Annotated in this window: 21 protein-coding genes; 13 read left to right on the top strand and 8 right to left on the bottom strand. The window is 41.7% G+C overall.

The window, feature by feature from the left end:
• The first annotated feature begins 187 nt into the window (after window positions 1–187).
• The 3 genes from AC1DRQ_RS01610 to AC1DRQ_RS01600 all read left to right on the top strand — a co-directional run bounded on the left by AC1DRQ_RS01610 (window position 188) and on the right by AC1DRQ_RS01600 (window position 3150).
• A complete protein-coding gene (locus AC1DRQ_RS01610; protein ID WP_429399879.1) occupies window positions 188–511 on the top strand; it encodes an HU family DNA-binding protein in 324 nt (107 codons plus the stop codon).
• A gap of 9 nt (window positions 512–520) precedes the next feature.
• Window positions 521–1369: a tetratricopeptide repeat protein gene (locus tag AC1DRQ_RS01605; RefSeq protein ID WP_429399845.1), complete on the top strand. Its 849-nt coding sequence runs from the start codon at window positions 521–523 to the stop codon at window positions 1367–1369.
• 230 nt (window positions 1370–1599) lie between these two features.
• Complete coding sequence (locus AC1DRQ_RS01600; RefSeq protein ID WP_429399846.1) at window positions 1600–3150, top strand: Rne/Rng family ribonuclease; 1551 nt, start codon at window positions 1600–1602, stop codon at window positions 3148–3150.
• A gap of 407 nt (window positions 3151–3557) precedes the next feature.
• Here AC1DRQ_RS01600 and AC1DRQ_RS01595 read toward each other — a convergent pair whose 3' ends face one another.
• Window positions 3558–4004, bottom strand: a complete 447-nt coding sequence (locus AC1DRQ_RS01595) for a DUF1569 domain-containing protein (RefSeq protein ID WP_477421890.1) — start codon at window positions 4002–4004, stop codon at window positions 3558–3560.
• Window positions 4005–4365: 361 nt separating this feature from the next.
• Between AC1DRQ_RS01595 and radA the strand changes: the two genes are divergently transcribed.
• The gene (gene radA / locus AC1DRQ_RS01590) at window positions 4366–5832 is read left to right on the top strand and encodes a DNA repair protein RadA (RefSeq protein ID WP_477421889.1); all 1467 of its coding nucleotides are present in this window, start codon (window positions 4366–4368) and stop codon (window positions 5830–5832) included.
• A gap of 140 nt (window positions 5833–5972) precedes the next feature.
• Here radA and AC1DRQ_RS01585 read toward each other — a convergent pair whose 3' ends face one another.
• The gene (locus AC1DRQ_RS01585) at window positions 5973–7355 is read right to left on the bottom strand and encodes an NHL repeat-containing protein (RefSeq protein ID WP_477421888.1); all 1383 of its coding nucleotides are present in this window, start codon (window positions 7353–7355) and stop codon (window positions 5973–5975) included.
• Window positions 7356–7643: 288 nt separating this feature from the next.
• Here AC1DRQ_RS01585 and AC1DRQ_RS01580 point away from each other — a divergent pair, with 288 nt between their 5' ends.
• Entirely contained in the window at window positions 7644–8108 is a 465-nt protein-coding gene (locus AC1DRQ_RS01580) for a DUF4920 domain-containing protein (protein ID WP_477421887.1), read from the top strand.
• 271 nt (window positions 8109–8379) lie between these two features.
• Here AC1DRQ_RS01580 and AC1DRQ_RS01575 read toward each other — a convergent pair whose 3' ends face one another.
• The 3 genes from AC1DRQ_RS01575 to carB all read right to left on the bottom strand — a co-directional run bounded on the left by AC1DRQ_RS01575 (window position 8380) and on the right by carB (window position 12583).
• Window positions 8380–8862: a hypothetical protein gene (locus tag AC1DRQ_RS01575; protein WP_477421886.1), complete on the bottom strand. Its 483-nt coding sequence runs from the start codon at window positions 8860–8862 to the stop codon at window positions 8380–8382.
• A gap of 108 nt (window positions 8863–8970) precedes the next feature.
• Window positions 8971–9660: a CobD/CbiB family protein gene (locus AC1DRQ_RS01570; RefSeq protein ID WP_429399853.1), complete on the bottom strand. Its 690-nt coding sequence runs from the start codon at window positions 9658–9660 to the stop codon at window positions 8971–8973.
• 106 nt (window positions 9661–9766) lie between these two features.
• Window positions 9767–12583, bottom strand: coding sequence for a carbamoyl-phosphate synthase large subunit (carB, locus tag AC1DRQ_RS01565; RefSeq protein ID WP_429399854.1), 2817 nt, complete (start codon window positions 12581–12583; stop codon window positions 9767–9769).
• Between the two features lie 409 nt (window positions 12584–12992).
• Between carB and AC1DRQ_RS01560 the strand changes: the two genes are divergently transcribed.
• Window positions 12993–13517 carry a hypothetical protein gene (locus tag AC1DRQ_RS01560; protein ID WP_429399855.1) on the top strand — a complete coding sequence of 175 codons (525 nt, stop codon included), beginning with the start codon at window positions 12993–12995 and terminating at the stop codon, window positions 13515–13517.
• Between the two features lie 134 nt (window positions 13518–13651).
• Here AC1DRQ_RS01560 and panD read toward each other — a convergent pair whose 3' ends face one another.
• Both panD and panC read right to left on the bottom strand, forming a co-directional pair.
• Window positions 13652–14002, bottom strand: a complete 351-nt coding sequence (gene panD / locus AC1DRQ_RS01555; protein ID WP_429399856.1) for an aspartate 1-decarboxylase — start codon at window positions 14000–14002, stop codon at window positions 13652–13654.
• Window positions 14003–14122: 120 nt separating this feature from the next.
• Complete coding sequence (gene panC / locus AC1DRQ_RS01550; RefSeq protein ID WP_429399857.1) at window positions 14123–14956, bottom strand: pantoate--beta-alanine ligase; 834 nt, start codon at window positions 14954–14956, stop codon at window positions 14123–14125.
• A gap of 153 nt (window positions 14957–15109) precedes the next feature.
• Between panC and AC1DRQ_RS01545 the strand changes: the two genes are divergently transcribed.
• From AC1DRQ_RS01545 to glmS, 3 genes are all read left to right on the top strand, one after another.
• On the top strand, window positions 15110–15934 hold the full coding sequence (locus AC1DRQ_RS01545; protein ID WP_429399858.1) for a glycogen/starch synthase: 825 nt from the start codon (window positions 15110–15112) through the stop codon (window positions 15932–15934).
• 15 nt (window positions 15935–15949) lie between these two features.
• Entirely contained in the window at window positions 15950–17332 is a 1383-nt protein-coding gene (locus tag AC1DRQ_RS01540; protein WP_477421885.1) for a DUF4270 family protein, read from the top strand.
• Between the two features lie 189 nt (window positions 17333–17521).
• The gene (gene glmS / locus AC1DRQ_RS01535; RefSeq protein WP_429399860.1) at window positions 17522–19357 is read left to right on the top strand and encodes a glutamine--fructose-6-phosphate transaminase (isomerizing); all 1836 of its coding nucleotides are present in this window, start codon (window positions 17522–17524) and stop codon (window positions 19355–19357) included.
• An 87-nt stretch (window positions 19358–19444) separates the two neighbouring features.
• Here the strand turns inward: glmS and AC1DRQ_RS01530 are convergent, their stop codons facing one another.
• Window positions 19445–20944, bottom strand: coding sequence for a catalase (locus AC1DRQ_RS01530; protein ID WP_477421884.1), 1500 nt, complete (start codon window positions 20942–20944; stop codon window positions 19445–19447).
• Window positions 20945–21032: 88 nt separating this feature from the next.
• Between AC1DRQ_RS01530 and AC1DRQ_RS01525 the strand changes: the two genes are divergently transcribed.
• The 4 genes from AC1DRQ_RS01525 to AC1DRQ_RS01510 form a co-directional block, all read left to right on the top strand.
• Window positions 21033–21968, top strand: a complete 936-nt coding sequence (locus AC1DRQ_RS01525; RefSeq protein ID WP_429399862.1) for a hydrogen peroxide-inducible genes activator — start codon at window positions 21033–21035, stop codon at window positions 21966–21968.
• Between the two features lie 316 nt (window positions 21969–22284).
• The gene (locus tag AC1DRQ_RS01520; protein WP_477421883.1) at window positions 22285–24714 is read left to right on the top strand and encodes a TonB-dependent siderophore receptor; all 2430 of its coding nucleotides are present in this window, start codon (window positions 22285–22287) and stop codon (window positions 24712–24714) included.
• 2 nt (window positions 24715–24716) lie between these two features.
• Window positions 24717–25877, top strand: coding sequence for a PepSY-associated TM helix domain-containing protein (locus AC1DRQ_RS01515; RefSeq protein WP_477421882.1), 1161 nt, complete (start codon window positions 24717–24719; stop codon window positions 25875–25877).
• A gap of 109 nt (window positions 25878–25986) precedes the next feature.
• The coding region (locus AC1DRQ_RS01510; protein WP_477421881.1) for a hypothetical protein at window positions 25987–26188 on the top strand (202 nt) is incomplete at its 3' end.

The raw sequence follows: 26188 nt of genomic DNA, 5'->3' as shown, positions 1-26188 counted from the left end.
TTTTATCCTTTGTTTTTTTGCATCATATATCTTGATTTCCTGCGCTCGATTTTTGTCTCTAATTCACTGCTTTAGCCCATAATATGTAACGATAATGTACGTTTTACATATTGAATAAAAAAAAACATACAAATATTTCGCTCTTAAAATATAAAGCGATACTTTTGCAACCCCAAAACAGTTAAGTATTTATATATTAAATAAAAGTAAATCAGATATGACTAAGGCAGAAATTATAACTGAAATCTCATCTAAGACAGGTATAGAGAAAGTAGACGTGCAGGAAACAGTTGAGGCATTTTTTAAAGTAGTTAAAAGCTCAATGGTTGGCGGCGAGAACGTTTACGTTAGAGGATTCGGAAGTTTTGTTGTAAAGAAAAGAGCGAAAAAGACAGCACGCAATATTTCAAAAAATACTGCCATCATTATTCCAGAGCATTTTGTACCAAGCTTTAAACCAGCTAAAACTTTTGTTGAAAAAGTTAAAACCGGTAACAAAACAAGTAAATAATTTATAAGCATGAATAAGAAACAAATAGTTGTAGGTGTAGTAGTTATTGCTATCATGGGCTATTTGTATTCTTTACCTGTTAAAGGTTTAATAAAACCCAAAGAGGCAAAAACCGATAAAACAAACGTGATGTCAGCAAACCGCAAGGCGGCAACTGCTGTAACGGTTGATATGGTATCTGCGCCTGCTAAAGCCGCAATTGGGGCGGCCTTAACAGCTAAGATAAATGACCTTGAAGGGCAATTAAAAAACGCATCAGGCGCTGACGGGCAAAAATTGCAAAAGCAATTGGCTAGCCAGTGGGATGATGTTAACCAGCCGGCTCCGGCAGCATTTTATTACCAGGCTTTGGCCCGTAAAGAAAATAAGCTGGAAGATTGGTTAAATGCAGGTAATCGTTTTAATGATGCTTACAAACTTACGCAAGACACCCTAACGCAGCCCGCATTTGTAACAAATGCGGTGGAAGCGTTTCAAAGTGCCCTGAAATTAAAGCCTGAAAGCCTTGAGGGTAAAACAGGATTAGGCGTTGCGTATGTAAATGGCGGCGCCAGCCCTATGCAAGGTATTGCCTTACTGCTTGAAGTAGTTAAAAAGGAACCGAACAACTGGAACGCAAACCTTAATCTGGGTATGTTCGCCATGAAATCGGGCCAGTACGAAAAAGCGGTAGGCCGGTTTAAAACATTAATTGCGCAGAAACAGGAATTGGAGCCAACGTTTTATTTGGCCGAAAGTTACAAGCAACTGGGCATGAAAAAGGAAGCTATTGACGCTTACCAAAAATGTAAAGAAATGATGCCCGATCCTGTATTTGGGCAGCGAATTGATGAATATATCAAGGAATTAAAGAATTAAATTAATCACATTTTAAAATTATTATTATGCCGAGCGGTAAAAAACGTAAAAGACACAAAATGGCTACCCACAAACGCAAAAAGCGTTTAAGAAAAAACAGACATAAAAAGAAATAAGCTGCTTTTTTTAAAGCAGCTTACCTGCTTTTTTTACGGGCAGGTAACTTTAATAGTGTTTTTTACCCACTTATTAACATGCGGTTTTTACCGTTTTAAGAAATGGAGTAGCAGTTGATAAAAGAATTAATTATCGATTCATCCCCAAATGGGGCTACTATTGCATTATTACAGGACAAACAACTTGTAGAGCTTCATAAAGAGCAGATCAGCAACAATTATACTGTTGGTGATATTTACCTTGGGCGCATAAAGAAAATTATGCCCAGTTTAAATGCAGCCTTTGTAGACGTTGGCTACGAGAAGGATGCCTTTTTGCATTATCTTGACCTTGGTCCGCAGGTACAAAGCCTGCTTAAATTAACCAAACAAGTACGTAGCGGGGGATACCAATCGAAGCTTTTGGATGGCCTTAAGCTGGAAGGTGATATCAATAAGGGAGGAAAGATCTCTGAGATATTATCAAAAAACCAGCTTATTCCGGTACAAATAGCTAAGGAACCTATATCAACCAAAGGACCACGCTTAAGCTCTGATCTTTCAATAGCTGGCCGGTATGTGGTATTAGTACCATTTTCGGAAGCTATCTCTATTTCCAAAAAAATAAAGAGCAATACAGAGCGAAATCGTTTACGGAAGGTTGTTGAAAGTATTAAGCCAAAGCATTTTGGCGTTATTATCCGTACAGTATCTGAAGGTAAAGGGGTTGAAGAGTTACAAAAAGACCTGCTTGATCTGATATCAAAATGGGAGTTATTTATTACCAAACTGCCGTCTGTTGAACCTTCAAAAAAGGTTTTGGGCGAAATTGGGCGCACATCAACTATCCTTAGGGATATATTGAACCCCGATTTTCAGCATATTTACGTAAATGATAATAGTATGTTCGAAGAAATTCGTTCGTACATCCATGAAATATCGCCCGATATGGAGAGTATAGTGCGCATGCATAAGCATAAGGAGCCTATATTTGAACATTTTGGGATCGATAAACAGATTAAGGGTGCTTTTGGTAAAACAGTGAACCTTGCCGGCGGCGCTTACCTGGTTATTGAACATACTGAAGCATTACACGTTATTGACGTTAACAGCGGTAACCGTACAGCCAGTAAAGAAAACCAGGAAGAGAACGCTTACCAGGTAAATAAGGAAGCAGCTAAAGAAATTGCAAGGCAGTTACGCCTGCGCGATATGGGCGGCATTGTGGTTATTGATTTTATTGATATGCACAAACCCCAAAACCGCAAGGAGCTGTTTGATTATTTACGAGCAGAAATGCTGTACGACAGGGCCAAGCATACCATTTTACCGCCAAGTAAATTTGGTTTGGTGCAAATTACGCGCCAGCGTGTAAGGCCCGAAATGAATATTGTTACCAGCGAAGTGTGCCCAACCTGTAATGGTACAGGTACTATAAGGCCAACCATTTTGCTGCTTGACGATATTGAAAACAACTTCAATTATATTTTGGATGAGCAAAACGAAAAGGGCATTACCCTGGTTGTGCACCCATATATTGAAGCTTACATTAAAAAAGGTATTTATAACCGCCAAATGAAGTGGTTTGTTAAATATGGCCAGTGGATCAAGGTTAAAAGCAATCCTGCTTACCAGATCACCGAGTTCCATTTCTTTTCATCAAAAGATGAGGAAATAAAGCTGTAAGGAATTAAATGTGCAGATATGCAGATTTCAAATGTGCAGGTGTTTTAATTAACATCTGCACATTTTGTTTAATAGGATATTAAGCATCCATAGACTCAGGCGTTAAGTGGGGCCTATCATCCTGAGTAACCTTTATTTGTAAACCAAATAAAGGTTACTCAGACTGACAGGCCTTTACACCTTGAAAAGCTGATTAATGTAAACCCAGGATATTATGCGAAAAAGTATATAATTAATTGATTTTTAATTATATACATCAATGTTAATCATGAAAAGTGTAAACCATGTAAACCAAATTAGGTGCCAATGACAAGTCTGTAACTTGCTGATCATCAATATTGAAAAAATGTCATTTTCAATGCGATTATTTGCAAGCAAATAAAGGTTACTCAGCATGACAGCCTTTATTAACTATTAAATTGCCGAAGATGATGATCGGTATGCTTATAAACTAAATACCCAATTTGCTCTTTTGTTAGTTTTCCAAAAAAGGCGTGTACAATCTCATGGTTTGAAAGATGTGCGTATTCTTCAAGTAAGGCAGTCCACCTCTTTCTTTCGCATGAAATATTGCCACTGTTTTCTTTTACCTTAAGTTCGGTAAGTGTAGGTACATTTCGCCTTATAGGAGTTTCATCTTTTACAAAAGCTGGTAAAGCCATTCTGCCAAACAAACGGCCAACAAACGCCCATTTATACTTTTGTTTACCTAACATCATTTCTTCATACAGGGTACAATGTTTCAGCATCTGGTAAATATTCATTTTGCCCCATTGAGCAGTGCTGTTTTCATCAAGTGTATTGATCCTGTAAATCAATTCATCTCTTGTTGTTTTATCATATATTGTTTTCATTTGGCCAATAATTTGAAAATACACGTCAATTTTTTTTGCTTACGGTATAAACCAAAATTATACATAAAGCTTAATAAAGCCGGTTTTGGAAATGACAATTAAAGGGGGTAAATGCGACAAAGAATAAGTCGATCCGGAAGTTCCGCCTGTTCAAGCGTCCTTCGCTTGAATAATGTCCTGAGGTAAGCGTCCACGCTTACTTTAAAGATACGCACAAGAATTTAAGCTTGAATAGAATGTAGGTCTCTTTATTGCTAATTAAATTAGTAAAACAATAACGCATTTCCAATTAAATCTGCATATTTGCACATCTAAAAACAGCGGAACCCTCAACAGAGTAAATCTGCACATCTAAGTAATAATGGCTAAATCAAAGATCGCGTACTTTTGTCAAAGCTGTGGCTTTGAGTCGGCAAAATGGTTGGGCAAGTGTCCTTCATGCCAGGCCTGGAATACTTTTGTTGAGGAGATCATTGATAAAGGGAACAATACCGCGGTACCCACCTGGAAAGTTACCTCCAATACCCAGCAGCGCGCCAATAAACCGGTACAGGTTGCCGATATCACCTTTAGCGAAGAACACCGCATGTTAACCCCCGATAAGGAGTTTAACCGGGTTTTGGGTGGCGGTATTGTAGCCGGCTCACTGGTACTTATAGGCGGCGAACCGGGAATAGGTAAATCAACTCTGATGCTGCAGCTGGCCCTTAACATGCCCAATCTGAAAGTACTATATGTATCGGGCGAGGAAAGCGAAAGACAGATCAAAATGAGGGCGGAAAGACTAACGACGCCCCCCCCGCCCCCTGAAGGGGGAGTTTCTGAATCTATTATTGAGCTATTAGCTCCCCCTTCAGGGGGCGGGGGGGGCTCTTATGTACTTTGTGAAACTTCAACCCAGAATATTTTTAAACAGATAGAGGCGCTGGAGCCTGATCTGGTAGTGATCGACTCTATACAAACCCTGCATTCGTCGCATATTGAATCCACACCGGGGAGCGTATCGCAGGTGCGTGAATGTACGGCCGAAATGCTGCGTTTTGCCAAGGAAACTTCTACACCGGTGTTCCTGATAGGCCATATTACCAAAGATGGCATGATAGCCGGCCCCAAAATACTGGAGCACATGGTTGATACCGTTTTGCAGTTTGAGGGCGACAGGCACCATGTATACCGCATATTACGCACGGTTAAAAACCGCTTCGGCTCGGCATCTGAACTGGGTATTTACGAAATGCTGGGTGAGGGGTTAAGGGAAGTATCCAATCCGTCAGAGATCTTACTATCGCAACGCGACGAACCTTTAAGCGGCATCACCATTTCTGCAACTTTAGAGGGACTGCGCCCCATGCTGATAGAAACACAGGCACTGGTAAGTACATCGGCTTACGGCACACCGCAGCGTACCGCGACTGGTTTTGATACCAAACGCATGAGCATGCTGCTGGCCGTCCTCGAAAAACGTTGTGGCTTCAGACTGGCTGCAAAGGATGTATTTTTAAATATAACGGGCGGTATCAGGGTTGAGGACCCGGCTATTGACCTGGGACTGGCTGCTGCCATCATTTCGTCGCATGAGGATATGCCAGTGCCTTTTAAAACCTGTTTCGCGGGCGAGATAGGTTTGTCGGGCGAGATCAGGGCGGTGAACCGTGTGGAGCAACGCATTGCCGAAGCACAAAAATTAGGCTTTAACCAGATCTTTATTTCGAAATATAACCTGCCATCTGGTGGGCAGGACAAAAAACGGATGGACCTGTCGCGCTATGATATCGACATAAAAATTGTAAGCACTATTGAAGAAGTGTTTGGCTTGCTATTTGGATAGATTTTTTTAGACTTTTAGACTTTTGGACGAAGGACTTTAGGACGAAAGGCTTTAGACTTTAAGACAAGAGACAAACTTGTTCTTTGTCTTTTTATCTTTTGTCCCAAAGTCCTAAAGTCCTTTGTCTAAAAGTCCTAAAATTATATCCCGGCAGGCGGTACTACCTTACGTATACGGTTGTTATTGCTATCTGCCACCCAGATGTTTCCGCTGGCATCGGCAACTAAGCCTTGTGGCGAATTAAATAAAGCGCTTGCTCCCTGCCCGTCGGCAAAGCCTGCCGAAGTTGTTTTACCAGCTATCGAAAGTAAAACCTTACCGGTGGTTATTTCCAGGATGCGGCCATTTTGATCGCTTATAAAGAAATTCCCTTTAGCATCAAACGTAATAGCGCCTGGGTTACCAATAACACCGGTTTGTTTAGGGCCGCCTATGTAAGTAGTAACTACTCCGGCTGTGCTTATTTTACGAATAGCATAGTTAAGCAGATCGGCGACATAAATATTGCCCTGGGCATCCAATGCAATACCATCCGGCCGGTTAAACTGTGCGCTGGTGGCGGTAGCATTATCAACATAGCCTGCTGTTGTGGTACCGGCAACGGTGGTTACTACACCAGCTGCTGTAATTTTACGGATAAGATTATTCCCCTGGTCGGCTACATATAAATTCCCCTGGGCGTCTAAAGCTATCCCACGCGGACTATTAAAGGTTGCCGCTGTGCCTGTTCCGTTGACATAACCGGCATCACCGCTTCCTGCAAGCGTGCTTACCACGCCGCTTGCTGATATTTTACGGATCATATTATTACCCATATCGGCTACGTAAATATTACCCGCGGCATCAGCCGCCAAACTTTGAGGGGCATAAAACTGGGCACTGGCGATAGGGCCATCCAAATAGCCTATGTTTCCGCTGCCCGATAATGTGGTTACAACACCTGCGGGAGTAACTTTCCTTATAGCACTATTAAAGGAGTCGGCAACATAAATATTGCCGCTTGCATCTACGGTTAATCCCTGCGGGCCGTCAAAAAATGCACCAGTACCCGTACCATTTATAAAACCTGAAGAAGCGTTGCCTGCCAGTGTGCTCACAGTACCAACTGCTGCCGACAGGTCGGTATTGGTGGTAAACTGTATCATGTTGCCATAACCTGTGCCCGCGGCACTGGTAGCGTAAGCTCTTAAATAATAAGTGGTTTTGGGGCTTAAGCCAGTTATTTTACTGGCAAAGCTCAATTGATTAACCGTGTCTGTAGATTTGGAGTCGGCTATGCTTGGGCTTTGATTGGTACTGCTCCAGCATACACCGTAAGCCGTTAAGCCATCAGTAAGCGTTGCAGTAATAATGCCACCACTATGTGCCGTTGTACCGGCAGCATCAATAGTTACATCGATTGTGGTTAAAACGGGGATAGAGCCAGGCGTGGTTGTTGTGCCTTTATTGCACCCGGTAACAACTAAAATAATAGCCAATAGAGACGCGGCAAATGAAATTGCTTTGGTCAAGGTTTTGTTCATGTGTTAATAGTTAATAAATTATAAATAGATTAAGTAATAAGTATGTCATTGCGTCAAAATTAACTCAACATGGTGATGCATATTACCTGTAACAAGGCTGTTTTAACATACATTAACACGTTTTAACATACATTAACATATACGCTGGCCCGACTTTAAACGATACTTAAAAAAATACTTTTTTAGTTAAAAGGATACTTAGCTCCCAGGGTGCAGAAACAGGAAAATACAGCAGCGGCAAGGGCAACATTTTGCCTGGATCATTGTTGTATTTTAATAAGCTGTATCATGAAATTATTAACATTTTTTGTTTTGTTATTTACGTCTGTAACGGTGCTGGCACAAAAAGATGAGCCCCTGCCGCATGGTATAGTTTACGGGCAAAAGCCTGATACAACAGCTATGATGAGCGCCGCCAAAGTGGAAGCATTTATGGGGAAAAAAACACGGATCAGTACTACCATTGAAGGTAGGGTGATCAGGGTGACGCGTGAAAAAGGTGGCTGGTTTGAGTTAGATGCCGGTGCCGGTAAAGTAATATCGGCGCATTTTAAAAATTATAATATTAATATACCTGCAGATTTGGCCGGGCGGACGGTGATCATGGAAGGAGTAGCAGCCAAGCAATTTATAGCCGATGACCTGCAGCACCTCGCTGGAGATACGGTTAGCGGCAAAAAACAGCATAAGGTTAAAACTGATCCCAAACGAAAGGTAACTTTTGAGGTGAAAGGATTAATGGTTGATAAATAAAGCTTCAATCCGCTAAAGCTACAGTGTATACACATCTCAATACAGCCAGCCGGATGATGTGCGCCGTAGGAGCTACCTGTTTGTAGTTTAAAATGTGAATATTTTTTTTGCCCCAGAGGGGTTACCCGGATCACATAAAGGCAATTTACTGCCAATTTAGGTTGCACCTATAGAGCAATCTTGTTTTTTGATTTGGCTTGCTACAAACAGGCAGCTCCTAACGGAGCATCCAAGCTGTGTAAACACGAAAGCCCGTGAAGATTGAACTGCGTTATTTTAACCTTGTGAATGAAAAATTATATGTTAAACGTAAACCAGCCAGGGTAGTTCTTTCATGGTCGTTCTCAAAATAATCGGCATGAAAGTTTACGTCGAGAACATGCCTGGTGGTTGCGAGTATTATGAAACCGATACCGGCTGTTCCGCCAGGCCCGAGGTAAGGATCATCAACGCCGCCAACATGCGCGAAGGCCCCAAGCGATCCATAAACCTCATCGGTAAAATAGTACCGGCCAGCAACACCCAAATAAGCTACATAAGGTATTTCAATACCAAGAGAAGGGGCTAAACTAATGGAATTGGTTAATTTAATTTCGCCTTGTAAAGTAGCACCAACGCCTGAGCCCTCTCTCGAAGTGTTTAAGCCGGCCCCAATTCCGATGGCATTTTTGGCCTGAGCGTTTGCAAAATTGGCACCACAAATGAGGCTACCAATAATTAATATTAGTTTTAAAGGTTTATGCAGGATATTCATAGGTTTCGCAATTTACTGAATAATGCGACAACCAAATATGGATTAAATAAAAAAGGTCACCCAAGTAATATGGATGACCTTTCAAAAAAAGATGTTGTGGTTTTTTGCTTAAAACTTGGTGTTGCGGGTTAATACCGATGGTTCCATATATAGCTCAGCTGTAAAAAGCTCTTTTATTTTTTGTGCTATTTCGGTTCTGTTTACAGTAGCGGTATCGCGCCTGCATTTCAGATAATGCTCTCTCGCCACTTTTTCGGCCAGGTCGCCAAGGGTTTTTACTTTTAATTCTTTACCAAACTTTCCTGCAAGCATTAGCCCTATAGCCGCAATGATCAATCCAACAAAAGCCATTACCGGTTGAAAAAAGAAACCGGCCAAAGATGCCAGTAATACAAATACGAATGTGCCCACTATGCCTTGCTTAGGTTGTAAAAGGTTAATTTTAAAACCCATTTCCTTTTCAATTTCGGCTATTACCTCTAAACGGTTATCACGGGGAAAAATATCTGCTAACCGGGTTTGAGGCTTTATCAGCTCTTTAGGCGGCGAAATGGTGGAGTTAATAGCATTGCGTATTTTATAAAATGCCTGTTGTGTAGTACAGCTATCGTTGTTGGTTTGCTTTACCTTTTCAACTACAATATCACAAAGCTTGCCGAAGGTTTTAACATCTTTACAGGATGTATCGTCTAAACGGATATTAAAGGACTTTTCAATTTTTACAAGAACATCACCTATATCTTCAGGATCAACATTATTGAGGTTGAATGCCTGGGTATTATTCGAATTAACTTTCAATCTATAGTAACTAAGTTCAACAATAATTTACCTGTAACCGGGGAGCTACAGGTAAATGTTTATCCTGTTATTAAACTACACGTGTAATTTAATGTTTTAATTATTTTTATTTGCTCAGGTACATTGATTTCTCTTTGTACAAGTGCCTGAAATAAGGATCCTGCAGGTTTGGTATAAAGCGTATAGCCTCGCCTGTTGATTTCATTTCGGGGCCAAGCTCCTTGTTCACTTCAGGGAATTTATCGAAAGAGAACACAGGTTCTTTTATGGCATAACCCCATAGTTTGCGCTCAATGGTAAAGTCTTTAAGCTTATTAACTTCAAGCATTACCTTGGTAGCTATGTTAATGTAAGGTACATCATAAGCTTTGGCAATAAAAGGTACCGTACGTGATGCACGCGGGTTGGCCTCAATTACAAACACCTGATCATTTTTAACAGCAAACTGGATGTTAAGCAAGCCGCGCACATTTAATGCCTTGGCAATTTTAACCGTATATTCTTCCATCAGGCTAATCACGTTGTCTGACAGGTCAAATGGTGGCAATACCGAAAATGAATCGCCTGAGTGGATCCCTGCGGGCTCTATATGCTCCATCATACCAATAATATGCACGTCATCACCATCACTGATCGAGTCAGTCTCGGCTTCTGCGGCACGGTCAAGGAAGTGGTCAATCAATACACGGTTGCCTGGCAGGTTTTTTAATAAGCTAACTACAGCTTTTTCCAGGTCCTCGTCATTAATAACAATGCTCATGCCTTGTCCGCCTAATACATAACTTGGGCGCACCAATACCGGGTAACCAACATGGTGGGCAACTTCAAGCGCTTCTTCGGCACTTTCGGCAACGCCATATCTTGGATAAGGGATATCAAGCTCTTTCAACAGGTCTGAGAAACGACCGCGGTCTTCGGCAACATCCATATCATCAAATGATGTACCTATGATCCTGATGCCATGTTCGTGCATCTTCTCGGCCATTTTTAAAGCAGTTTGCCCGCCAAGCTGAACAATTACACCATAAGGTTTCTCAAGTTCGATGATCTCGCGAACATGTTCCCAATATACCGGCTCAAAGTATAGCTTGTCGGCCATATTAAAATCGGTTGATACAGTTTCAGGGTTACAGTTAATCATGATAGCTTCAAAACCGGCTTCTTTGGCGGCTAATAACCCATGTACACAGCTGTAATCAAACTCAATACCCTGTCCAATGCGGTTAGGGCCCGATCCTAATACAATTATTTTCTTTTTATCTGATGATATTGATTCGTTTTCGCCCTCGTAGGTTGAGTAGTAGTAAGGCGTTTGGGCCGGGAACTCGGCAGCGCAGGTATCAACCATTTTGTAAACGCGGTTAATACCCAAAGCTTTTCTGCGCAGATACACATCTTCTTCGGTAACGTTACCCAGTATATAAGCTATCTGGGTATCAGAAAATCCTTTTTGTTTCAGGGTGAAGAAGAAATCTTCAGGAATGTTGGTTAACGAATAGCGGCGCAGTTCGTTCTCCAGGTTCACCACATCCATGATCTGGTTCAGGAACCAGCGATCAATTTTTGTAACCTTCCTTACCGATTCAATGGGAACGCCCAGGCTCAGCGCGTCATATACATGGAAAAGCCTGTCCCAGCTTGGATGCTCCAGGCTGTGCATGATCTCTTCCAGATTGCGGCTCTGGCGGCCATCGGCACCTAAACCGGCGCGGCCTATCTCTAAACTCTGACAGGCTTTTTGCAGCGCCTCAATAAAGCTGCGGCCAATGCCCATCACTTCGCCCACTGATTTCATTTGAAGGCCCAGCTCTTTGTTGGCGCCCTTAAATTTATCAAAGTTCCAACGTGGTATTTTAACGATCACATAATCCAAAGTAGGCTCAAAGTAAGCCGACGTTGTTTTGGTGATCTGATTTTCTATTTCGTCAAGGTTATAACCTATGGCCAGCTTGGCAGCAATTTTAGCGATAGGATAACCTGTTGCTTTTGATGCCAGCGCCGATGAGCGCGAAACGCGCGGGTTAATTTCAATAGCGATGATGGCTTCATCGGCTGGGTTAACCGAGAACTGTACGTTACAGCCACCTGCAAAATTGCCAATGGCTCTCATCATACGGATGGCCTGGTTACGCATATCCTGGTAGCAGCGGTCGCTCAGGGTCATGGCCGGGGCCACAGTGATCGAGTCGCCGGTATGGATCCCCATCGGGTCAAAGTTTTCGATAGAGCAGATGATGATAACGTTATCGTTATTATCACGCAGCAGCTCAAGCTCGTATTCTTTCCAGCCTATAACAGCCTGCTCAACCAAAACCTCGTGCGATGGTGAAGCTTGAAGGCCTCGGCTTAATGCGGCATCAAAATCTTCTTTTTTGTGCACAAAGCCCGCCCCTTTACCACCAAGGGTATAGCTTGGGCGGATAACCAGCGGAAAGCCAATATCCTGTGCCGCCTCTTTACCTTCCAGAAAAGAGTTGGCAATTTTTGAATTAGCTACGCCCACGCCTATATCAACCATTAACTGGCGAAAAGCTTCTCGGTTCTCGGTTTTTTCAATAGCGGCTATATCTACCCCTACAATTTTTACACCGTATTTTTCCCAAATTCCGCGTTCTGCAGCTTCAATACAAAGGTTAAGCGCGGTTTGACCGCCCATAGTAGGCAATACAGCATCAATTTTTTGTTCTGCAAGTATCTGTTCAATACTTGCACAGGTTAGTGGCAGCAGATAAACATGGTCGCCAATAACCTTATCCGTCATGATAGTTGCCGGATTGCTGTTAATGATGGAAACGGTAATACCTTCTTCTTTGAGCGAAAGGGCTGCTTGTGAGCCGGCGTAATCAAATTCGCAGGCCTGGCCAATAATAATAGGGCCTGAACCAATAATTAAAACGGATTTGATGGAGTTGTCTTTGGGCATAGGGCTTTTTTTAAGTCAAAAGTTCTAAGTTAAAAGTCAATGTCTGTTAAGACGATAACGATTTTTCCTATGCACTGAAAGCGAAAAAATCCCGACTTCAGTGTCGGGGTGCAAAGATAGAGTTTTGTGAAACTTTTTAGCCTATTTTTTTATAAAATTTTAGAAAGCCGCTTTGGCGTAATATTGTATAGCTTTACTGTAACTAAAATGTGATTTTAAATGCAAAAAAAAGCGTATTTTTAAATATTGCTGTGATAGACCGGTTCATAACCCCGATACCGATTTTTTTAACAATTTTCAAAAAAAAATTCGGCTTTAAGTTAAATTATACTGAAATTTAATATATAATATGCAGTACAAACTTATTAAACCCGCGTTTGTAGTGTAGAGGATAACCACCTGAATTGATATGATGAAGAAGCCTTTGTTTATTCTGATAATAACCTTGTTTTTGGGTAGTTGCGCCATGATGCAATCTATCGTAAAGTCAACGTTCCCTTATACAGCCAATCTGGTGATTCCGGCATCGGCAACAGTGGGCGAAGCGCGTACTGCTTTAAGTATAGCCAACAGCTTTGACCAGGATTTTACTAAAGATGGTAATAATGCAGGCCGGATAAGCGAGGTGCGCGTTGTATCGGCCAAGTTGCAATCAAAAGACCCATCTGATTATAACATTGGCAATATAGTTTCTTTGAGGGTGTATATGGCAAAAGCCGATGGGAGTGATGAAGTACTGGTTGCTGTGCGTAAGGATATTACCCCCGAAGTTGGTAATAGCATTGTGCTTGATATTGATAATTCACATTTTCTTGATGACCTTGTTCGGCAGCCAAGTGTGCGCATCAGGATGGTTTACCTGTTGCGTAAGGCTAACGCCGTTGATGCAAGTTTAAAAGTTACCCTGGGTTTGGGTTCTTATCCGCGTAATTAATTCCTGAAAACAGGGGATTGTGTCACAGATTTACGTTAAATTTTTAACAAAAATTGTGCGTAGATGACCTGTCCGGCTTATAGCGGTGCTTTGAGAGAAGGATGGTTGTTTTTGTTTGTTTGGAAAAACGAATCTTATTTGATCAGCTTATTATCAGCATCAGGAAACACCAATATGGGCTCATATGCACGGGCCTCATCAGTTTCCATGTACGCGTATGACATAATGATCACAATATCGCCAACCTGGGCCAACCGTGCTGTTGCACCGTTAAGGCATACTGTTCCGCTGCCACGCTCGCCTTTTATTACATAAGTTTCAAAGCGTGCGCCATTATTATTATTTACAATCTGGACTTTCTCGTTCGGTATAATATTAGCCGCTTCAATCAAATCTTCATCAATTGTAATACTGCCCACATAATTCAGTTCGGCCTGTGTTACCTTAACCCTGTGAATCTTGGACTTTAATATCTCAATAATCATGATGCAAAGTTATGAATATTTAACTCATGGTTCATAGCTGATAGTACATTGCATTGTTGGCTAAATGTAAATAGTTGTATACCTGCAATTATCGGGCTACCATGATCTGTGAATCATGAGCTAAGAACCAATCAACATATTATCTATCAGTCTTGTTTTACCTGCCCTGGCCGCAACAAGTGCAACTATGTTTTTTGTATCGGCAGTTGCGGTATGCAGGGTTTGGCCGTCAACAATTTCAAAATATTCCAACTCAATTCCGGGTTCGTTACTTATCATTAGCCCGGCCTGCTGTTTTATTGCCGGAATATTGCCTGCATCAAAATTGTTTTTAACCCAGCTTAGTGCTTTGAAGAGGATCAGCGCATGGTGCCTGTCGTCGGGAGTTAAATGAATATTTCTTGAGCTCATGGCAAGACCGTCATTTTCGCGCTCAATAGGGCACATGACCAGTTTAACCGGCATGTTCAGTAATTCAACCATTTTACTGATCACTAAAAACTGCTGGTAGTCCTTTTGCCCAAAAAAAGCGATATCCGGCTTCACAATGCTAAATAGCTTATAAACCACCTGGGTAACCCCTTGATAATGCCCCGGCCTAAATTCGCCTTCGAGCAAATGTTCCAGATCGCCTATGTTTAAATGCCATTTCTCATTATCATCATAAATTTCATTAACCGGGGGATTGAACAAAATATCGCATCCAACCTGCTCCAGCATACTGATGTCTGCAGCAATTGGCCTGGGGTATTTTTCAAGGTCTTTGGGGTCATTAAACTGTGTGGGGTTAACAAAAATGCTGCAAACCACTTCGGTGCTGTTTTGCTGTGCCTGTTTAATTAATGACATATGGCCCTGGTGCAGGGCTCCCAGTGTAGGTACAAAGCCCACTATTTTTCCTGTTTTATGGGTAAAATAGTGTGTTATTTCTTTTTTGGTGGTAAATATTTTCAATGTAAATACTATTACAAATTTTGGTAAAGATGTGCATTTGCCTAAAAAATACCAAAAGTTACTTGCACAATTCGTTGACAGTTCATATAATAATGCTTATATTTGCAGACTCAAATTTTTTGACTTCTTTACATATTTAATACTGATTAAGTGATGGGTAAATCTAAGCTTTTGTTTATAACTCATGAAATGTCTCCCTTTCTCGAACTCACTAAAATTGCTGAAATAACACGCCAACTTCCGCAGGCTATGCAGGAGAAAGGTTACGAGATCCGTATCCTTATGCCGCGTTTTGGTAATATTAATGAGCGCAGGAACAGACTTCATGAAGTGATCCGTTTATCGGGTATGAACATCATTATCAACGATAATGATAACCCGCTGATCATTAAAGTAGCATCTATCCCGGCGGCGCGCATGCAAGTATATTTTTTAGATAATGAAGAATATTTTCAGCGTAAACATGTGTTTGGTGATAAAGACGGTAAATTTTACGCCGATAATGATGAGCGGATGATTTTCTTTTGCAAAGGTGCATTGGAAACTGTAAAAAAATTAGGGTGGGCTCCTGATATTATTCACTGCCATGGTTGGCTTAGTGCATTGGTGCCTGCTTATTTAAAAACTACTTATAAAGACGATCCTACATTCAAAAACTCAAAGATCATTTACTCTATCTACGAAAATGATTTTAAAGAGAAAATGAATGGCGATTTTGTGCGTAAGGCTATCATGAACAACATGACCGAACAGCACGTTGACGCTTACAAAGAAGGTACAAATTCTGCCTTATATGCAGGTGCCATTCAATACTCAGACGGAATAGTTTTGGGTAGCGAGAATATAGATGCAGATGTGTTAAATAATGTTAAAAACAGCAATAAATCGGTTTTAGAATTTGATTCTACCGCAGATTTCGAAAATTATTACAATTTTTACGACGAAATTACCAACGATGAATTGGTGCATGTTGCTTAATCTTTAATATTATATATGAAATTTTTAAGATTAGACTTATTGACGCTGTTAATAAGTCTTTTTATTTTTAATAGTTGTAAACGACAAGATGGGATCGGTTTAGGTATTGACTCTTCAAATCAGATCAACGGAAGTTTAATTGTTGATTCCAACGTTATTGTTAATACTGTTGTTGAAGACTCTGTAGTTACATCGGCGCTTGCAAAAACACCGCTTGCTAACTTTACCGACCCTGAATTTGGAACAACAAAATCAAATTTGGCCCTTGCCCTTTCATTACCAAATAATGCGGCATATACTGTGCCACCGGGTACATTAACTATTGACTCTGCTGTATTGGTATTACGATATGCCGATGGTTTTTATGGTGATTCTGTTGCTACCCGTTACGTAGCAAATGTTTACCAGCTACAGGAAAAAGCCAATAACCAAACTTATTATAACACCAAACACTGGCAGGCTAATTTAGGCAATTTATTGGGTACAAAAACATTTACAGCCCGTACACATGATAGCGTAACCATTACTAACATCAGGGATGCAAAGGTTGATACTGTGCAAAAGGTTGGTCCGCAGTTGCGTATTCCATTCAGCAAGAAGTTTATTTATGATAATCTGTTGAATGCAACTGGTTCGCAGCTGGCTTCAACGCTGCTTTTCCAAAATGCAGTGAAGGGTTTATATGTTATGTTAGATAAAACCCAGGCTTCCAATGCCGGGGGTATTTTACAGCTTGCACTTGACTCATCACGCATAGATGTGTTTTATAAAGCTGTAAATGGTGCAACCATTGATACCGCTACGGTGACGTTGCCTTTTTCATCGCACAGTGCCGAGATAACACATACTTATACTTCAACCATTCAGGCTGCGCTAAACGACAAAACAAATTCACAAAACACTTTTTATTTGCAAGGGCTTGCAGGTTTAAGAGCCAAAGTGAGTTTCCCGGATCTGAGTAAATTGCCTGATTCTATTGTACTGAACAGGGCCGAACTGGTGATCACACCAGTGCCAAACTCAGGTATACCTTATGCTCCATTGCCAAAACTTACCATGTACCAGTTAGATATAGCCAAGCAGCGTACCCTTATTCAGGATGCTTCACCAACCGATGCGCGTGCCCAGGCAGGTGTATTTGGCGGGGGATATAGTAAAACAAAAAAAGAATATCATTTTATAGTGACAGCTTACATCCAGGATCTGTTACTTAAAAAAACAATTGATTACGGAACGTATGTAGCACCTGTTGATACAACAGAGGTTAATAGTCAAACAGGTTCTACTAATATTAGTCCAACCGCACAGGTTGCAGCCCGTACCGTAGCGGTTGGAAGCGATAAAACTTCACCTTATAAAATCAAGCTGAATATCATTTATACCAAGATCCGTAAGTAAACGAATCTCTGATTAGATAAAAAGAATCCCCGATAAGGGGATTTTTTATTTAAGCTATTTATACTTCTTAAAATTTGTTTTTAAGTAATTAAAAACGTCCTTCTTTTCTAAAAAAATCAAAATAATTAGCTATGATTTATGTTATATAGCTAATTATTTTTGCTCCATTTACATTTTAATAAATTTATTATGTGCGGAATTGTAGGTTATATAGGTTACCGGGATGCTTATCCAATAGTTATTAAAGGACTTCACCGTTTAGAATATCGGGGCTATGACAGCGCCGGTGTGGCTTTATTAGATAAAGAACTGAAGGTTTATAAAAAGGCAGGCAAGGTTGATGATCTTGAAAAGTTTGTTAAAGACATTGACCTGAAAGGATCAATAGGGATAGGGCATACCCGCTGGGCAACACATGGCGAGCCAAGCGACCGCAATTCGCACCCGCACTCGTCTGGCGACCGTAAGTTAACCATTATTCATAATGGCATTATTGAAAACTACGGTATTATTAAAGAAACCCTGCTGGCTAAAGGCCACGTTTTTAAAAGCGATACGGATACAGAAGTTTTAATTCACCTGATAGAGGATATACAGCAGCAGGGCGGCCTGGATCTGCGCGATGCTGTGAGGGTAGCTTTAAATAAGGTGATAGGCGCTTATGCCATTGTGATCATGAGCGCTGACGAGCCAGATGAGCTCATAGCTGCCCGTAAAGGCAGCCCAATGGTAATTGGTGTAGGTAAGGGCGAATATTTTATTGCATCAGATGCCACACCTATTGTGGAGTACACTAAAAATGTGATCTATCTAAATGATAACGAAATTGCGTTTATAAACCGTAATAACCTGCTGATCAAAAATATTGACAACTCGGTTCAAACCCCATACATACAGGAGCTTGACCTGAAGCTGGAGATGCTTGAAAAAGGCGGTTATGACCACTTTATGCTCAAAGAGATATATGAGCAACCCCGTTCCATTCGTGATTGCCTGCGTGGCCGTATTTACCCGCAGCAGGGTAAGGTACAGCTGGGGGGGATAAAGGAGTATACTGAAAAACTAAAAAATGTTGACCGTATTATCATCATTGCCTGCGGTACCTCATGGCACGCGGGCTTGGTTGGCGAATATCTGATTGAAGAATATGCCCGTGTACCGGTTGAGGTGGAATACGCTTCTGAGTTCAGGTATCGCAACCCTATCATTACAGAAAAGGACCTGGTAATAGCCATCTCACAATCGGGCGAAACCGCGGATACTATGGCGGCTATTGAACTGGCAAAGGAAAAAGGCGCTACTATTTTTGGTATTTGTAATGTAGTGGGTGCGTCCATACCGCGTACTACACATGCCGGGGTATATACCCACGCCGGCCCCGAAATTGGTGTAGCATCAACAAAGGCATTTACCGCCCAGGTTAGCGTGCTAACACTTATTGCCTTTTACATTGCGCAGCAACGCGGTAAAATAACACAAGGCAAACTGGTGGAGTATTTGACCGAGCTGAACGAGATCCCGCAACTGGTGGAACAGGCTTTAAAATCAAATGACCATATTAAAGAAATTGCCGCGAAATTCAAGGATTCAACAAATTGCCTGTTCCTGGGCAGGGGGAGTTCGTTCCCAGTGGCGCTTGAGGGAGCTTTAAAGCTTAAGGAGATATCCTATATTCATGCCGAGGGTTATCCTGCCGCCGAAATGAAACACGGCCCTATTGCCTTAATTGATGACGATATGCCGGTAGTGGTTATTGCAACCCAGCATTCCTCGTACGAAAAAGTGATCAGTAATATACAGGAAGTAAAAGCACGTAAGGGGCATGTAATAGCCATTGTTACCGAAGGTGATACCGAAGTACGGAACATGGCCGATTATGTGATTGAGATACCTCAAACCAATGAGGCGTTTGTGCCGTTGGTGGCTACTATACCACTGCAATTATTGGCTTACCATATAGCCGTAATGCGTGGCTGTAACGTTGACCAGCCGCGTAACCTGGCTAAGTCTGTTACGGTTGAGTAAGTTCTAAGTCAAAAGTTTTAAGTCCTAAGCCGGCAGTATTTTTAATACAACTGCAGACTTAGGACTTAAAACTTTTGACTTAATACTTTATACCGAAGCCGGCATTTGTTTCATGGTTTCATTCAGATCAAGTTCCAGGCCTTTGGCAATTGCCATACCTAAATTAATATCGGCCCTGAACCAATGGCATAGTTGGCGGTTAACTATCTGATCTTTTTTAGGGCCATCAATACCACTCATAGAATTCACAATATTAGTGATCAGGTCATGTTTTGCCTGTCCATCCATTAAACGGTATAAATTACCCGGTTGGGTGTAATGATCGTTTTCGCCTTCGGCGTTGCGGTCATACCAGTCGCCTACAGAGCTGCCAAAATCCCAGGCCGGTTGTTTATAGCTTTGATCAACTTCAATATCATCAAAACTATTAGGGAAATAGTTAGGATTTGAACCCTGGTTGCCATCCACACGCATTTGGCCATCCCTTTCGTAATTACTTACCAGATACGGGCATTTATTTACAGGGATCTGTTCATAATTACCCCCTAAACGGTAACGGTGCGCATCAGGATATGACAAGATGCGGCCCTGCAGCATTTTATCGGGCGAGTAGCCAACACCATCAACAACATGTGCCGGTGCAAAAGCAGCCTGTTCCACATGGGCAAAATAATTGTCGGGGTTTTCATTAAGCTCCAATATACCAACATCAATTAACGGATAATCGGCATGTGGCCATACTTTGGTAAGGTCAAACGGGTTAATGTGATATGTTTTGGCGTCAGCCTCAGGCATTACCTGAATTTTCAGGGCCCATTTCGGAAAATCGCCATTGTCAATAGCGGTTAACAGGTCATGTTGTGCAAAATCAGGGTTTTTACCACGCATTTCACCGGCTTCCGCGTCGGTAAAGTTTTTAATGCCCTGCTGGGTTTTAAAGTGGAATTTTACCCAGAATCTTTCATTCTGCGCATTGATGAACGAGAAAGTGTGGCTGCCAAAACCATCCATATGGCGATAACCGTAAGGCGTTCCCCTGTCGCTCATCAGTATGGTTACCTGGTGCAGGCTTTCAGGGTTTAATGACCAAAAATCCCACATCATGGTAGCGCTTTTACAGTTGGTATAGGGGTCGCGTTTTTGGGTGTGAATAAAGTCACCAAATTTCTTTGGGTCCTTTATAAAAAACACTGGTGTGTTGTTACCTACCAGGTCCCAGTTACCGTCTTCTGTATAAAATTTTAGGGCAAACCCTCTTGGGTCGCGCTCCGTATCAGCCGATCCTTTTTCGCCACCTACGGTCGAGAAACGTAAAAATGCCTTGGTTTCTTTACCTATCGTATTAAATATTTTGGCACGGGTGTATTTTGAAATATCATGGGTGATGGTTAGTTTACCATAAGCGCCTGATCCTTTTGCATGTACCACACGTTCCGGTATACGTTCACGATTAAAATGAGCCATTTTTTCGTGAAGTATAAAGTCTTGTAACAAGATCGGTCCTCTTGGTCCGGCAGTTTGTGAGTTTTCATTTTCCACATAGGGGATACCGGATGCAGTAGTCAGCTTTTTTTTATTGGTTTCCATATCAAGTTGGTTTTGTTAGTTCAAACTTCATTATAATATTTCAATAGAAAAAATCAATAATTGTTATATTTGAATAGAATTTATCTATATGACAATTACCCAGCTTGAATATATTGTAGCCGTTGATACCTACCGGAGTTTTGTATTAGCCGCCGAAAAATGCTTTGTTACGCAGCCAACACTGAGTATGCAGGTACAAAAGCTGGAAGATACGCTTGGTGTAAAACTTTTTGACCGTAGCAAGCAACCTGTAACACCTACCGAAATTGGTATCGAAATAATTACGCAGGCTCGTATCATGCTGTCGGAAAGTGAAAAAATAAAGGAAATTATTACCGATAGGCAAAAAGAATTATCCGGCGAATTAAGGGTGGGCATTATTCCTACCGTATCTCCTTATATTTTACCCAAAATTATCCGTGGTTTTATTGAAAAGTTTCCGCAGGTTAAGTTGATAGTTTGGGAGCAAACTACCGAGGAAATTGTGCAGCAGCTAAAATTGGGAATGATAGACTGCGGCATCATGTCGACCCCGCTGCATGAAAGCACCTTAACCGAGATCCCTGTTTTTTACGAGAACTTTGTGGCCTACGTATCTAAAAATAGCAAACTTTCAAAAAAGAAAAATATCAACCCCGAGGATATTGATATGGAAGAGATTTGGGTGCTTAACGAGGGGCATTGTATGCGCGAGCAGGTTTTAAACATTTGCCAGCGCCGTAAATCAACCAAAGGATTTTTGCATTTTGAGTATAATACCGGGAGTGTTGAAACTCTGAAACGGATGGTTGACCAGAATAACGGCGCCACCATATTGCCTGAACTTGCCCTGGCCGAACTAAGCGACAAACAATTGGACAGGGTGCGTTATTTTAAATCGCCCGAACCTGCCCGCGAGGTAAGCATTGTGATACAGCGTAACTTTTTAAAACGCCGCATGATTGAGGCCCTCAAAAATGAGATACTTGAATTTGTACCCAAACGAATGAAAAGTAAGAAAAAGAAAGAAGTGATTGATATTTGATACAACAATCCGGGCATTGTTTATATAAGTTAAGTTGCTCCGTTAGGAGCTACCTATAAATATATCATTGCGAGCGCAGCGTGGCAATCTCATAGGATAAGTAACAAACTTTGCTTGTGCAACCTTCGTCGTGAGATTGCCACGCTGCGCTCGCAATGACACCATATAGATAACGTCAAGCTTAGCACTAATGGAGGTAATTCTCCCCAGGGTTTTCTCACTAAACCTCATTATTATTTATAATTATTCTAAATAATTTGGATTGTAAGGCTTTGTATTTTATTTTTGACCATTATTTGTAATTAGTCTAAATAAAATGGAACAACCCCAACTCTCTTTTCACAAAATATTTTCTTTTCTCTCCCTCTTAATTTTATTATCCTTTAGTTCAAATTTCGCTGCGGCGCAACAAATACGCGGTATTGTTAAAGGTCACGTTAAAATTTATAATGACGGCCCGGCCGAAAACGTTTCGGTTACTTTAAAGGGCACCAAGTATGGAACAATTACCGACGCGAATGGCGATTTTAGTTTGCGGGTACCTCAGGGAAAGTACACCCTTGTTATCAGTCACGTTAGTCAAAAGGCACAGGAAGCACAGGTTGAAGTAATGGCGGGCCATCCGGCTGTTGCCAATTTTACGCTGGCCGAAAATGCGAACCAGTTAAATGAAGTGGCCATATCTGGTAAAAGGCAAAAATATAAAGTAGATGCCCCTTCAAATAGCTTGCGGTTGGATGAGCCATTATTGCAGATTCCTCAAAATATTCAGGTAGTTACATCACAAGTATTGGCCGATCAGCAGGTGATCAGCATGAGCGATGGCTTGATACGTAACGTGAGCGGTGCAGTAAGATTAGAGCATTGGGGCGATATGTATACTAATATTACCATGCGCGGTTCGCAGATACAGGCATTCAGGAACGGCTTTAACGTAGTAAGTTCATACTGGGGCCCGCTTACCGAAGACATGAGCTTTGTTGATCATATTGAATTTGTAAAAGGCCCTGCAGGCTTTATGTTGTCTAACGGCGACCCAAGTGGATTATACAATGTGGTTACTAAAAAGCCTACCGGCCAAACAAAAGGCGAAGTTAGCTTTACCACCGGCAGTTTCAATTTGAACCGCGCAACGCTTGATCTTGACGGGAAGCTGAGCAAGGATGGAAAACTGCTGTATCGCTTAAACTTATCTGCACAAAACAAAGGCTCATTCCGTGCTAATGAGTTTAATGACCGTTATGCCATTGCGCCGGTGATTTCTTACCAAATTGACGATAAAACCAAGCTGACGGCCGAGTATGTTTATCAGCGCGCGCATATGTCTGACGTTGGTTCATACTACGTATTCAGCCCTAAAGGCTATGCTGTGCTTCCGCGTAACTTTACCCAGTTACCGGCAGGCCTGCCTCCAACCAATATTAATGATCATAGCTTTAGTTTGAACCTGCAGCACCAGTTAGCTGATAACTGGAAATTGACTGCGCAGGCGGCGCGTTACAGCTCTTCGCAACTCGGCACCTCTATGTGGGCCGACACCGTATTTGCCGACGGCCGGTATGTGCGCAACGCAGGTATTTGGGAAGCACAAAGCACAATGTCATTAGCCCAGGTATTTTTAAATGGCAAGGTAACTACCGGTGGCATAGTTCATAAAATTTTAGGGGGCATTGATATGGCAGACAAAAAATATATTGCCGATTATGCTCAAACTAAATCGCTTGATACCAAAGAAACACCTTTTAATCCTTATGAAGAAGGCATCCCTACATTAAACAACCCTGCAAATGGTTACCCTACGTTTGACCGTACCTTAAATTTAGAGGCGCGTGCAGCAGCAGGATTTGGTCTGATCAACTCACGCTATTCAAGCTTCTATGTGCAAGACGAACTTGGCTTTTTTGATAACAGAGTTAGATTAACATTGGCAGGCCGTTATACCTCCATACAAATGTCAGACTTTAACACTCCGGAAGAAGCTAAGCATTTTACCCCGCGTGTTGGCCTGAGCGTATCCATAGACAATCAAACTTCGGTTTATGGTTTACGCGACCAGACATTTTTACCACAGGCAGGCAGGGTTAGCGTTGGTAAATTACAGCCATTAACCGGTACCAACACCGAGTTTGGTATTAAAAAAGATTGGGCCGATGGCAAATGGAACACTACGCTTTCGGTATACCGCATCTTAAGAAATAACGAGTTAACTGCCGACCCCAATGCTGCTCCTAACTCAGGGTTAAGTATCATATTTGGTCAAAAAAAATCTCAGGGTTTGGAGTTTGACCTGCGTGGTGAAGTGCTACCCGGTTTGAACCTGACTGCAAACTACGCATACACCGATTCAAAAGTGAGCAAAGTAAATCCCGACCTTGCCGCATCTCCAGATAATGCTATTAAAGTAGGTGATGTGGTTCCCGGTTACTCAAAACATGTTGCTAACGCCTGGTTAAGCTATAAATTAAGTAGTGGTGGACTAAAAGGTACCGGCATTTCTTTGGGCGGAACTTATCTTGCCGGCCGGCAGACAGATACCTGGAGCGTTGGCCTGGAAAAGTTGCCCAACTACTTTAAAATGGATGCTGGCCTATTTTGGGAAGGTGCGAAAATGCGCATTACCGGCAACGTATTTAATGTGCTTGACAAATATACTTACAGCGGTTCCTATTATTCTTTCCTGAACGCTTATTACTGGCAGGCAGATGCACCGCGCAATTTCCGTTTGAGTATTGCTTACCGATTTTAATAATGACGAGGTTTAAGAAAGTCATATTATTCTGTCATCGCTGGCTCGGGTTTATATCCGGGCTGGTGGTGTTTATTGTGAGTATTACCGGCTGTATATTTTGTTTTCAGGATGAGATACAGGATCTTATACATGATTACCGCAAGGTTGAAGTACAGTACAAAGCCTACCTTGATCCATCAGTTTTAAAAGCCGAAGCGCTTAAGGGCCGGAAAGGGGCATCGGCCACTTATATGTACTATTATGGAGTGAACAGGCCTGCTGCCGTACTGGTCAATTTGCCTAAGGACGAAATGTTGTATGTGTATTTAAACCCTTACACTGGCAAAATAACCCATACCGAGAACCCGGCGAAAAACTTTTTTATTATTGTAGAGTATATTCACCTGTACCTGCTGCTACCTGCCAATATTGGTAGTTTGGTGGTGGGCATATCAGTTATCATATTTATGGTGATCATGATCACCGGCCTCATACTCTGGTGGCCCAAACGCAAAAGCGATCGTAAACGCAGCTTTAATATTAAATGGAACGGTCGCTGGCGCAGGGTAAATTACGATCTGCATAATGTACTGGGCTTTTATGCTACCTCCGTAGCCATTATACTGGCTATAACGGGCTTGTCGATGGTTTTTGAATCGGTAAGGGAGGGAATTTATATCACTGCTAATCTGGGCCGGTCATATCCATCAGAAAAAGAAGTGCTGAAGTCTGATTCGCTTTTGAAAGGGAAAGTAAAAAATGGTTTTGTGATAGATAAAGCTTTTGCAATTGCGCAGGTGCAGTCGCCCAAAGCCGAGATGTTTCTTATTAATGACGATGCTACTGCCGCCGGTACGGTTGGGATAAATGCTTACGCCCAAACCCTGCATTATTATAATAGCGACGAATACATTTTTGAAAAATATACAGGCAAACTACTAAAGCAAACACCTAATGAAAAGAAAAGTCCCGGCCTGAAAATGAACGAGATGAATTATGATCTGCATGTGGGCCAAATAGGTGGACTTACCACCAAGATCATCGCTTTTTTAGCCAGTTTGATCTGTGCCTCGCTGCCCATAACAGGGTTTATCATTTGGCTGGGCAAGCGTAAAAAGTCAAAATCAAAAAAAGTAAAAGAGGTGGTGCACAGAAGGGTGCATAAACAGCATTTGACATAGCTTATAAAATTTGTCATGCTGAACGCAGTGAAGCATCTATATTTCCTTCCACACGTCGCAATTGTAAAGGTCAGATAATTCGAGGACAAGAATAGCTAAATTAAGAGCTATGCGCATCAACACGAACGACCTCACCCTGAAACGGAATTACTTGCAGACCTATCGTTTTCTAATAAAGGATTATGAGCAGGTCAAGCAAGGGCTTCATCCAAGCTTTAAACTGGCCAAAGAGTTCTATGAGTTTCATCACACCGACCGCCGAAGCTTCCTGAAGTATTACAACCGGTATAAACAATCCGGTAACGAAGAAG

This window comes from Mucilaginibacter sp. P4_E8 (assembly GCF_056401495.1).
This window is presented reverse-complemented; position numbering and strand designations above follow the sequence as displayed.

What these genes read in the sequence shown, in the direction of transcription:
- AC1DRQ_RS01605 (WP_429399845.1), top strand. Translation starts at nt 521, where the DNA reads ATGAATAAGAAACAAATAGTTGTAGGTGTAGTAGTTATTGCTATCATG.
- AC1DRQ_RS01595 (WP_477421890.1), bottom strand. Translation starts at nt 4,004, where the DNA reads ATGAAAACAATATATGATAAAACAACAAGAGATGAATTGATTTACAGG.
- radA (WP_477421889.1), top strand. Translation starts at nt 4,366, where the DNA reads ATGGCTAAATCAAAGATCGCGTACTTTTGTCAAAGCTGTGGCTTTGAG.
- AC1DRQ_RS01585 (WP_477421888.1), bottom strand. Translation starts at nt 7,355, where the DNA reads ATGAACAAAACCTTGACCAAAGCAATTTCATTTGCCGCGTCTCTATTG.
- AC1DRQ_RS01580 (WP_477421887.1), top strand. Translation starts at nt 7,644, where the DNA reads ATGAAATTATTAACATTTTTTGTTTTGTTATTTACGTCTGTAACGGTG.
- AC1DRQ_RS01575 (WP_477421886.1), bottom strand. Translation starts at nt 8,862, where the DNA reads ATGAATATCCTGCATAAACCTTTAAAACTAATATTAATTATTGGTAGC.
- carB (WP_429399854.1), bottom strand. Translation starts at nt 12,583, where the DNA reads ATGCCCAAAGACAACTCCATCAAATCCGTTTTAATTATTGGTTCAGGC.
- AC1DRQ_RS01560 (WP_429399855.1), top strand. Translation starts at nt 12,993, where the DNA reads ATGATGAAGAAGCCTTTGTTTATTCTGATAATAACCTTGTTTTTGGGT.
- panD (WP_429399856.1), bottom strand. Translation starts at nt 14,002, where the DNA reads ATGATTATTGAGATATTAAAGTCCAAGATTCACAGGGTTAAGGTAACA.
- AC1DRQ_RS01545 (WP_429399858.1), top strand. Translation starts at nt 15,110, where the DNA reads ATGGGTAAATCTAAGCTTTTGTTTATAACTCATGAAATGTCTCCCTTT.
- AC1DRQ_RS01540 (WP_477421885.1), top strand. Translation starts at nt 15,950, where the DNA reads ATGAAATTTTTAAGATTAGACTTATTGACGCTGTTAATAAGTCTTTTT.
- glmS (WP_429399860.1), top strand. Translation starts at nt 17,522, where the DNA reads ATGTGCGGAATTGTAGGTTATATAGGTTACCGGGATGCTTATCCAATA.
- AC1DRQ_RS01530 (WP_477421884.1), bottom strand. Translation starts at nt 20,944, where the DNA reads ATGGAAACCAATAAAAAAAAGCTGACTACTGCATCCGGTATCCCCTAT.
- AC1DRQ_RS01525 (WP_429399862.1), top strand. Translation starts at nt 21,033, where the DNA reads ATGACAATTACCCAGCTTGAATATATTGTAGCCGTTGATACCTACCGG.
- AC1DRQ_RS01520 (WP_477421883.1), top strand. Translation starts at nt 22,285, where the DNA reads ATGGAACAACCCCAACTCTCTTTTCACAAAATATTTTCTTTTCTCTCC.
- AC1DRQ_RS01515 (WP_477421882.1), top strand. Translation starts at nt 24,717, where the DNA reads ATGACGAGGTTTAAGAAAGTCATATTATTCTGTCATCGCTGGCTCGGG.